General features: G+C 73.1%; 5 protein-coding genes. 2 read left to right on the top strand and 3 right to left on the bottom strand.

Annotation, left to right across the window (positions count from 1 at the left end):
* Positions 1 to 84: 84 nt before the first annotated feature.
* The 3 genes from ACSNOG_RS19745 to ACSNOG_RS19735 form a co-directional block, all read right to left on the bottom strand.
* A complete protein-coding gene (locus ACSNOG_RS19745) occupies positions 85 to 1,161 on the bottom strand; it encodes a M4 family metallopeptidase (RefSeq protein ID WP_436753987.1) in 1,077 nt (358 codons plus the stop codon).
* Positions 1,162 to 1,312: 151 nt separating this feature from the next.
* Entirely contained in the window at positions 1,313 to 2,005 is a 693-nt protein-coding gene (locus tag ACSNOG_RS19740; protein WP_436753986.1) for a response regulator, read from the bottom strand.
* On the bottom strand, positions 1,998 to 3,836 hold the full coding sequence (locus ACSNOG_RS19735) for a sensor histidine kinase (protein ID WP_436753985.1): 1,839 nt from the start codon (positions 3,834 to 3,836) through the stop codon (positions 1,998 to 2,000). Before ACSNOG_RS19735 ends, ACSNOG_RS19740 begins: the two co-directional genes overlap by 8 nt.
* 597 nt (positions 3,837 to 4,433) lie before the next feature.
* Here ACSNOG_RS19735 and ACSNOG_RS19730 point away from each other — a divergent pair.
* Positions 4,434 to 5,471, top strand: a complete 1,038-nt coding sequence (locus ACSNOG_RS19730; RefSeq protein WP_436753984.1) for a radical SAM protein — start codon at positions 4,434 to 4,436, stop codon at positions 5,469 to 5,471.
* A gap of 159 nt (positions 5,472 to 5,630) precedes the next feature.
* A complete protein-coding gene (gene lanKC, locus ACSNOG_RS19725) occupies positions 5,631 to 8,306 on the top strand; it encodes a class III lanthionine synthetase LanKC (RefSeq protein ID WP_436753983.1) in 2,676 nt (891 codons plus the stop codon).
* Positions 8,307 to 8,516 lie beyond the last annotated feature (210 nt).

Genomic DNA, 8,516 nt, shown 5'->3' with positions numbered 1-8,516 from the left:
CCCGAGCCCCGAGCCCCGAGCCCCGGGTCCCGGGTCCCGGGTCCAACCCCCGAGCCCGACGCCGAGGCCCGGCGCTCGACGCCCTTACTTGACGTTGACCGCCGCCCACGCGGCGGCGACCCCCGCGTACTCACCGCTGTTCGCGCCGTAGAGTTCGGCCGCCGCGCGCAGGGTCGCGGTGCGGGCCGCCGCGTAGGTGGTGTTCGCGGTCATGTGGACAGTGAGCGCGCGGTACCAGATCCTCTCGGCGGCGGGCCGGCCGATGCCCTTGACGGGCTTGCCGTCGTACGTGGGGCTGTCGTACGGGACGCCGTTGATGACCTTGGCGCCGCTGCCCTCGGCGAGCAGGTAGAAGAAGTGGTGGGCGGGGCCGCTGGAGTAGTGGACGTCGATGCCGCCGATGCCCGGGTACCAGTAGTCCTTGGAGCGGCCGTCCTTGGAGGGCCGGTCCATCCGGCCGCTCTCGGTGTTCCCGGTGATGTCGGTGCGCTCACCGATGAGGTAGTCGCCCGGGTCCGCCGGGTTGTCCGCGAAGAACTCGGCCGCCGCGCCGAAGATGGTGCTGGTCGCCTCGTTGAGGCCGCCGGGCTCTCCGCTGTACGTCAGGCCGGCGGTCGCTTGCGTGAGGCCGTGGGTCATCTCGTGCGCAGCGGTCTCGATGGTGATGAGCCGTCTGTTCGGAGCACCGTCACCGTAGGTCATGCAGCCGGTGGTGCCGTCCCAGAAGGCGTTGGCGTAGTGGTTGCCGTAGTGGACGCGGCTGCAGGTGCCGCGGCCGTCGCCGTAGACGCCCTTGCGGCCGTGGGTGCCGAGGTAGTAGTCCCAGACGACGGACTGGACGTAGTGGGCGTCGACGCCGTCGGCCTGCGGGCCGCCCTCGCACCACACATTGTCGGCGTCGGTGAACAGGGTGCCGTTGCCGGTGGTCGCTCCCTTCATGTCGTACGTCTTGTGGTTGCCGCGCTTGGGGTCGTTGAGCTCGTACAGGCCCGTGGTGGTGTTGCGGGTGGTGTCGAGCGCGACCCTTCCGTAGCTGCTGCAGCCTGTGCCGGTGGCCGGCTCGCCGGCCGGGCGGGCGCTCGCGGGGCCGGACTGCAGTCCGGTCACGAGGAGGGCGGCGGCGGCCGGCAGGGCGAGGGCGAGGGACGTTCTCCGGGGCATGGCGGCACCTTCTTCGGCTTCTGCTTGCTGCGGCGGCGAGGGTTCCGTGGGCGATCAGCGGGTGACCGGTGGGCGATCGGTGGGCGATCGGTGGGGCAGGAAAGAGCGTGCCACCCCGTACCGCTTCTTGTCAGGATCCCGACAACGAATGTCAGTTGTCCGCTGCCTGCGGCCGCGGCGCGTGCCGGAGGTAGGCGAGCACGGCGCTGACGCGCCGGTGCAGCTGTGGTATTTCGGCGAGGCCCAGCTTGGCGAAGGTCGAGTTGACGTGCTTCTCGATGGTCGACTCGGACAGCCGCAGGGACTCGGCGATCGCCCGGTTGGTCTTGCCCTCCGCCATGTGCCGCAGAACATCGAGCTCCCTGCGGGTGAGGCGCGAGAGCGGCGCGTCGGCTGCGCGGGCGTGGCTGCCCATGAGCACCTCCACGATGCGCGGGTCGACCACGGAGCGCCCGGCGGCCACCTCGCGCAGGGCGCGCAGCAGTTCGTCGACCTCGCCGATGCGCTCCTTGAGGAGGTAGGCCAGGCCGTCGGTGCCGCAGCGGAAGAGGTCGAAGGCGTAGTTCTCGTTGGCGTGCTGGGAGAGCACGACGACGCCGATGCCCGGGTGGCCGGCGCGGATGGCGTGCGCGGCGGTGATGCCCTCGGTGTGGTGGCCGGGCGGCATGCGGATGTCGGCGATGACGACGTCGGGACGGAACCGCTCGACGGCGTCGAGGAGTTCGGCGGCGGTGCCGACCGCCGCGACGACGTCGGTCTGCCCGGTGTCCTCCAGCAGCCGCCGGGTGCCCTCGCGCACCAGGTAGTGGTCCTCGGCGATGACGACGCGCAGGGGGTCAGGCACGGGTCTCCTCCCTCACTCGCTCCAGCAGGCGGGCGCGGATGGTGGTGCCGGTACCGGTTCCGGTGCCGCTCGTGATCGTGAGCTCGCCGCCCACGGCCTCGATGCGGTCGCGCATGCCGGTGAGCCCGGATCCGCAGGTGGTCTCGGTGGGGAATCCGGCGCCGTCGTCGTGGACCTCCACCAGGAGCCTGCCGTCGCTGCGGGCGATGCGGACGGTGACGTGGGTCGCTCCGGCGTGCTTGAGCACGTTCGTGAGCGCCTCGGAGACCAGGTAGAAGGCGGATTCCTCGATGTCGAGGGCGAAGCGCACCCCGCTCAGCGACTCCTCGCTGTGGACGGTGACGGGGAGGGGCATCCGGCGGGCGCAGGAGGTCACGGCGGCCATGAGGCCCTGGTCGGTGAGGATCGGCGGGTGGATGCCGTGGGCGAGTTCGCGCAGGCCGTCGATGACGCGGTAGGCGTCGTCCTGCACTTCGGTCAGGGCCGCGTCGATGTCGCCGCCGCGGTGCAGGCGGTTGCGGGCGAGGGCCAGTTTGGCGACGAGGGCGACGAGCTCCTGCTGGATGCCGTCGTGGAGCCGGCGCTCGATGCGGCGGCGTTCGGTGTCCTGGGCGTGGACGATGCGGGCGCGGGAGGCGTCGAGCTCGGCGGCCTGCCGCTGCACCTCCTCCACGCGGGCGCACAGCTCGGCGGCGAGGCGCACGTTGTGCACGGCCAGGGCGGCGGAGCGGGCCAGGGTCTCGCCGATGTCGTGGTCCTCGGGGGTGCAGCGGCCCTCGGCCTTGGGTCCGTATTCGATGAGGCCCAGGACGTCCTCGCCGTACAGGAGCGGGAACTGCCCCAGCGGCGCGGCGCCGGCGGGCCGTTCGCCGGCCTCGGCGGTGGAGACGGGCACTCCGTCGCCGCCGAGGCGGACGGCGACCCAGTGCAGGTTCAGCCCTTCGCGCAGGCCGCCGGCGAGCTGCGGCGCGAGCCGGTCGAGGTCGTAGGCGTGCTCCAGGGTGGTGCCGAACTGGACGAGGAGCTCGAACCTGCTGAGCCGCTTGCCGAAGACGCGGCGCTCGGCGAGGGCGTTGAGGCGGGCGCGCAGCGGCTGGAAGAGGGCCGTGGCGACGACGGCGACGAGCAGGGACAGGCCGATGGGGAAGAACTGGCCCGCGGTGAGCCCGAGGGTCAGCGCCATGCCGAGGTACCAGCTGTTGATGATCAGCCACAGGGACCCGTAGACGGCCGAGCGGCGCAGCACGAGGTCGACGCCGAGGAGGCGGTGGCGGAAGGCGGCGTAGACGATGACGAGGGACACCGACACGTAGGGCAGCGCGCCGAGGACGGCGCCGACGAAGTACAGCACGCCCTGCTCGCCCTGCCAGGAGCGGAAGAGCCGGGTGGCGGCCCGCATCAGCAGGAGCGCGGCGCCGGGCGCGGCGAAGGGCAGGAGGGCGGCGACGTCCGGGCGGCCGGCCGCGGGGGCGCGCAGGCAGCGCACGACGAGGAGGGCGGCGCCGAGGCCCGGCAGCCAGGCCTCCGGATAGTAGAAGACGACGTAGTGGACGCCGAGCTGCGACATGCCGGTCAGGGGCAGCAGGACGGGCAGGGCCAGCAGGCCCCACAGGCCGCGCAGGATCCGGCGCTCGTAGGGGAAGAGGACGGCGCCGTCGGGCAGCAGGGCGAGCAGCCGGACGAGGAGGATGCTGACGACCAGGTCGCAGGTCTGACTGAGGACCTGCAGGCCGTAGTCCGCGGGCAGGAGGAGGGCGTAGGGGCGCGGGCGGAGGTTCCAGCCGAAGGCCCGGATCAGCAGGGTGGTGGTATAGCGAATCGCAATGGTCACCGAAAGCCAGGTACCGATCAGCAAGAGGCGTCGTGCGACCGGACTTGATGGTGCGTGCCACCAAAGGAACAGGCCTGCGAAATAGCACGGGAGAACGGAACCCAGGATCCACGGCAGGGTGTACCTGTTCTGCAGCTGGGTCGTTCCCACGAGCGTTGCCCAGAGCATGCACAGTCCGCCGCACACGGCGATGATGCGCATTGCCCCGTCTCTGGCTGCTGCCACACAGGACATTATCGTGGGCCGTATCAACGGCAGTCCAGAGAAGTAATCCTCCGACGTGCATGGCGGTAAACCTCCATGCCCATTGGAGGACGTCCGGGTGCCCCGGAAAGGCGGCGCCCGCCAGACTCGTGGCAACGCATCAGGGAAGTTGCGGCACGGGGGAGACCGGACCCGGGCCGGCGCGCCCGCCGGGGCGCCCGGGCCCGGTCTGCCGGCCCGCCACCGGCCTTTCGGTTCCTTCGGGTTCCTCGAGTTCTTCGAGAACGGGTGGCTGTCATGAGTGGTTCCTCCGGTTTTGAGTGCGGTTCCGCATGCGGTTCCGGGTCCGGATCTCCGTCCGGGTCTCCGTCCGGGTCTCCGTCCGGACCCGAGGTGGTCGTCTGGGACACCACCTACGCCTGTCCCCTGCGCTGCTCGCACTGCTACTCGGAGTCGGGCCGCCGGCCGTCCCGGCAGCTGAGCCCGCCGGACATGCTGCGCGTCGCCGACGCCCTCATATCGCTGGGTCCGCGGGTCGTCGCCCTGTCCGGCGGCGAACCGCTGCTCGTCCAGGGCATCTTCGAGGTGGCGGCGCGGCTGCGCGACGCAGGCGTGAAGACGTCCGTCAACACCAGCGGCTGGCTGATGAACCGGGCGCTGGCCGAACGCCTCGCCGACCACTTCGACGAAGTCGTCGTCAGCCTCGACGGAGCCACCCCAGCGGTCCACGACCGCATCCGGGGCCGGGCCGGCTCCTTCGGCCGGGTCATGGCCGCACTGTCGCTGCTGGACGAAGTGGCGCAGGAGCGCCTGGCGGCGGGAGGGAAACGGCTGGTCTTCGGCATCGACTGCGTGGTGATCCGCAGCAATTTCGACCAGCTGGAGGACTTCGCCGCCGACATCGCCCACCGCTTCCCCCGCCTGCGCACCCTGGCCTTCAACGCGGCCGTTCCCGAAGGGCTCGCCAGCCGCCCGGAATTCTGCCGCCGCGAACTCCTCGACGACGCCCGGGTGGCCCGGCTGACCGGCCCGGAACAGCTGGCCCGGCTGCGTGAACTCGCCCCCGCCTCGGTGTCGGTCTTCACCACGGACAACTTCAACCTCGTCATGAACCCCGAGCGGGTCGCGCGCCGCATCGACACCCTGGTGATGCAGGTGGAGCCGGACGGCCGGGTCCGCGGGATCCCGGTCTACGAGGGGACGGTCGGCAGCCTCCTCGACGAGCCCGCGGCGCTGCTGTGGGAGCGCACGCTGGACCGGCTGAACGATCCGTTCGTCGTGGAAACCCTCTCCTCGGTGCGCTCCATGCAGACCTGGGCCGAGGCCGTCCGGCGGATGGACCTGCGCTTCGGGTCCCCCGAGGACCTGGCGAGGATCGCCCGGCGCTCGGTCCGTACGAACCCCCCGGAATTCGCCGCCGTCACGCCATGACGGGCGTCGCCTGAAAGTCACGGATACGAACGGCTGGGCCGCATTTTCCGGTCGCCTATTGGCTGTCGTCCTCCGGCAACGCGCCGCTATCTCGTCTTCACGCCCGCGGGAATTCCTCACCGAACACCGAACGTGCCGGCAACGAACGGAGAGGCCGCCATGATGAAGGTCAGGGACTACGACCGCTTCTACACGGCGGACCCCGATTTCTTCGAATTCCCCGAGCGCCTCGACGACGCGGCGGAAAGGCTGCCCGCCGCCCACCGCACGCCCCCGAAGGGCTGGGAGCGCACGGACGCCGGCTGGTGGGTGGCCCTGCGGCCGCGGGCGGTGGAACCGCCCGCGCAGGGCTGGCGGATCCACGTCTCCGTGACGCTCCCCCGCCTCCCGCGGGCGGCCGAGATCGTACGGGGATTCTGTCTGCGCCACGGCATACCCTTCGACGTCGTCCGCAGCGTCGCCGCCGTCCGGGCGCTCGGCGACGAGCACGCCGACCGCCTCACCGGCGCCGACCTGATGACCCTCTACCCCGCCGACGAGGCCGTGCTGGCCGGTGCGCTCACGGAGCTCACCACCTTGCTGGACACGCTCCCGGGCCCGTACGTCCTGGGCGGCCTGCGCCACCGCTCCGGCCCCCTCTACGTCCGCTACGGCTCCTCCGGGGCCCGGCGGTGTCCCGAGGCGAGCGGCGGCCGGGCCGACGGGCGTGCCGGCTCCGCCGGAGAACCCGGCGACGAACCCGCCCTGGTCCCCGCGCTGCAGCGCCCCGACGGGAGCCTCGTACCCGAGAACCGCCGCCCGGTCTTCCGCTGCCCGGACTGGGTCCCCCTGCCCGCGGTCCTCGGCCCGGACCTGGCGGCCCTGCACACCGCGCCCGACGGCCCCTTCCCCTACCGGGTGCGGCGCGCGCTGAACCTCACCAACGGCGGCGGCACGTACCTCGCGACCGACAGCGTCACCGGCGCCACCGTCGTCCTGCGCGAGGCACGGCCCCACGCCGGCCTGGACCTGCGCGGCGACGACGCCGTCACCCGCCTCTCCCACGAGCGCGCCGTCCTCGCCCGGCTGGCCGGCCTGGACTGCGTGCCGCGCTCCCTGGGCCACCACGTCCACGCCGGGCACCACTTCCTCGCCGTCGAGCACGTCGAGGGCCGGTCGCTGGCCGAAGCCGCGGCCGCCGCATTCCCGCTGACCTCGGACGAGCGGGCCGCCGCGGAAGCGCCCGGATACGCCGCCTGGGCCCTGGAGACCGTGGCCGCGGTCGGCGGAGCCCTGCGCGCCCTCCACTCCCGGGGCCTGCGCCTCGGCGAGCTCAACCCCAAGAACGTCCTGCTGCGCGCCGACGGGCGCGTCGTCCTCGTCGACTTCGAGACCGCCACGGACCTGGCCGACGACAGGGCGCCGGCGCTGGGCGAGGAGGGGTTCACGGCGCCGCCCGGCCTGCGGGGTGCGGAGGCGTCCGCCTTCCTCCTGGACGCCCTGCGCCTGTGGCTCCTGCTGCCCGTCCCGTACCGCAGCCCGGCGACGCTCCGCGTGCTCACCGCCGCGGTGGACGAGCTGTACCCGCTGCCCGCGGGGTTCGGCGGCCGGCTGCTGTCGGGGCTGCGGCCGGAGGGCGCCGCCCCTGCCGAGGACCACGCCGGGACGCTCGCCGCCGAGCGCCCCGACTGGCCTGCCGTCCGGGACTCCCTGGTCGCGGGCATCCACGCCATGGCCACGCCCGAGCGCGAGGACCGGCTCTTCCCGTGCACCCCGACCGGCCCCGGCTCCCTGGGCGGCTACGCGTTCGACTACGGCGCGGCCGGGGTCCTCTACGCCCTCCACCGGGTGGGCGCGCAGGTGCCGCCGGAGTACGTCGCGTGGCTCGTGGCCGCCACCGAGCGCGACCCCGCACCGCGGCCGGGCCTGTACGACGGCCTGCACGGCGTCGCCCTGACCCTGGACCTGCTCGGCCGGCGCGAGCAGGCCCTCGAGGTCCTCGCCCGCTGCCGACCGCTCGACGCCCGCGCGGTCCGTCCCGACCTGGCGGGCGGCAAGGCGGGCATCGCCCTGAACCTGCTGCGGTTCGCGCGGATCACCGGGGACGCGGCGCTCCACGAGGGCGCCCTGCGCATCGCCGACGAGCTGGCCGGGCTCGTCACGTCGGGCCCGCTCGCCGCCCGGCACGGTGTCCCGCCGCCTTGCGGCCTCCTGCACGGCGCGGCGGGCATCGCGCTGCTCTTCCTGCACCTGTACGAGGAGAGCGGGGCGACGCGCCACCTCGACCTCGCCGACCTCGCCGTGGGCCTCGACGCCGACCGGTGCACCGTCCGGGCCGACGGCGCCCTCACCCTGTTCGACGGCACGCACCACCTGCCGTACCTGCACGGCGGGAGCAGCGGGCTCGCGTTCCCCCTGCGGGGTTTGCTCAGGCACCGGCCCGGAGGCGCACGGGCCGTGACGCTCGCCGCCGTCCGGGACACGTGCCGGGCCCTGTACGTGCGCAACTCCGGGCTGCTGCGCGGGCGGGCGGGCGCGATCGCCACGCTCGCGGCGCTGGACGGCCCCCTGCCGGCTCCCGCGGACGACCACGGGTCCGGGGGCGAGGGCGGAGCCGAGCCCGCGGTCCTCACCCAGATCCGCCGCCTGGCCTGGTACGCGCACTCCTACCGCGGGCACCTCGCGTTCCCGGGCTTCCGGATGCTGCGGCTCTCGGCGGACCTCGCCACCGGTTCGGCAGGCGTACTGCTCGCCCTGGCCTCCGCGTTCGAGGGGGACACGACGGCGGGGGGCGGTCCCGCCCTGCCGTACCTCGAACCGCGGCCACCGTCCCGACGAGCCGAAGAGCGGAGGTGATTCGGATGTCGGAGATCCTGGACCTGCAGGAGCTGGAGGAGGAGACGCCCTCGGCGTGGCCCTGCGCCAACAGCTCCCACAGCAGCCTCGGCATGGGCTGACGGGCGGTCACACCTGTGCGGATCCCTGCGATGCACCGCCCGGGGAGGAGGTGAAGCACATGTCGGAGATCCTTGAGCTGCAGGAGCTGGAGGAGGAGACCCCCTCGGC

It is taken from the genome of Streptomyces sp. URMC 124 (assembly GCF_051386455.1).
Lineage (GTDB): Bacteria > Actinomycetota > Actinomycetes > Streptomycetales > Streptomycetaceae > Streptomyces.
This window is presented reverse-complemented; position numbering and strand designations above follow the sequence as displayed.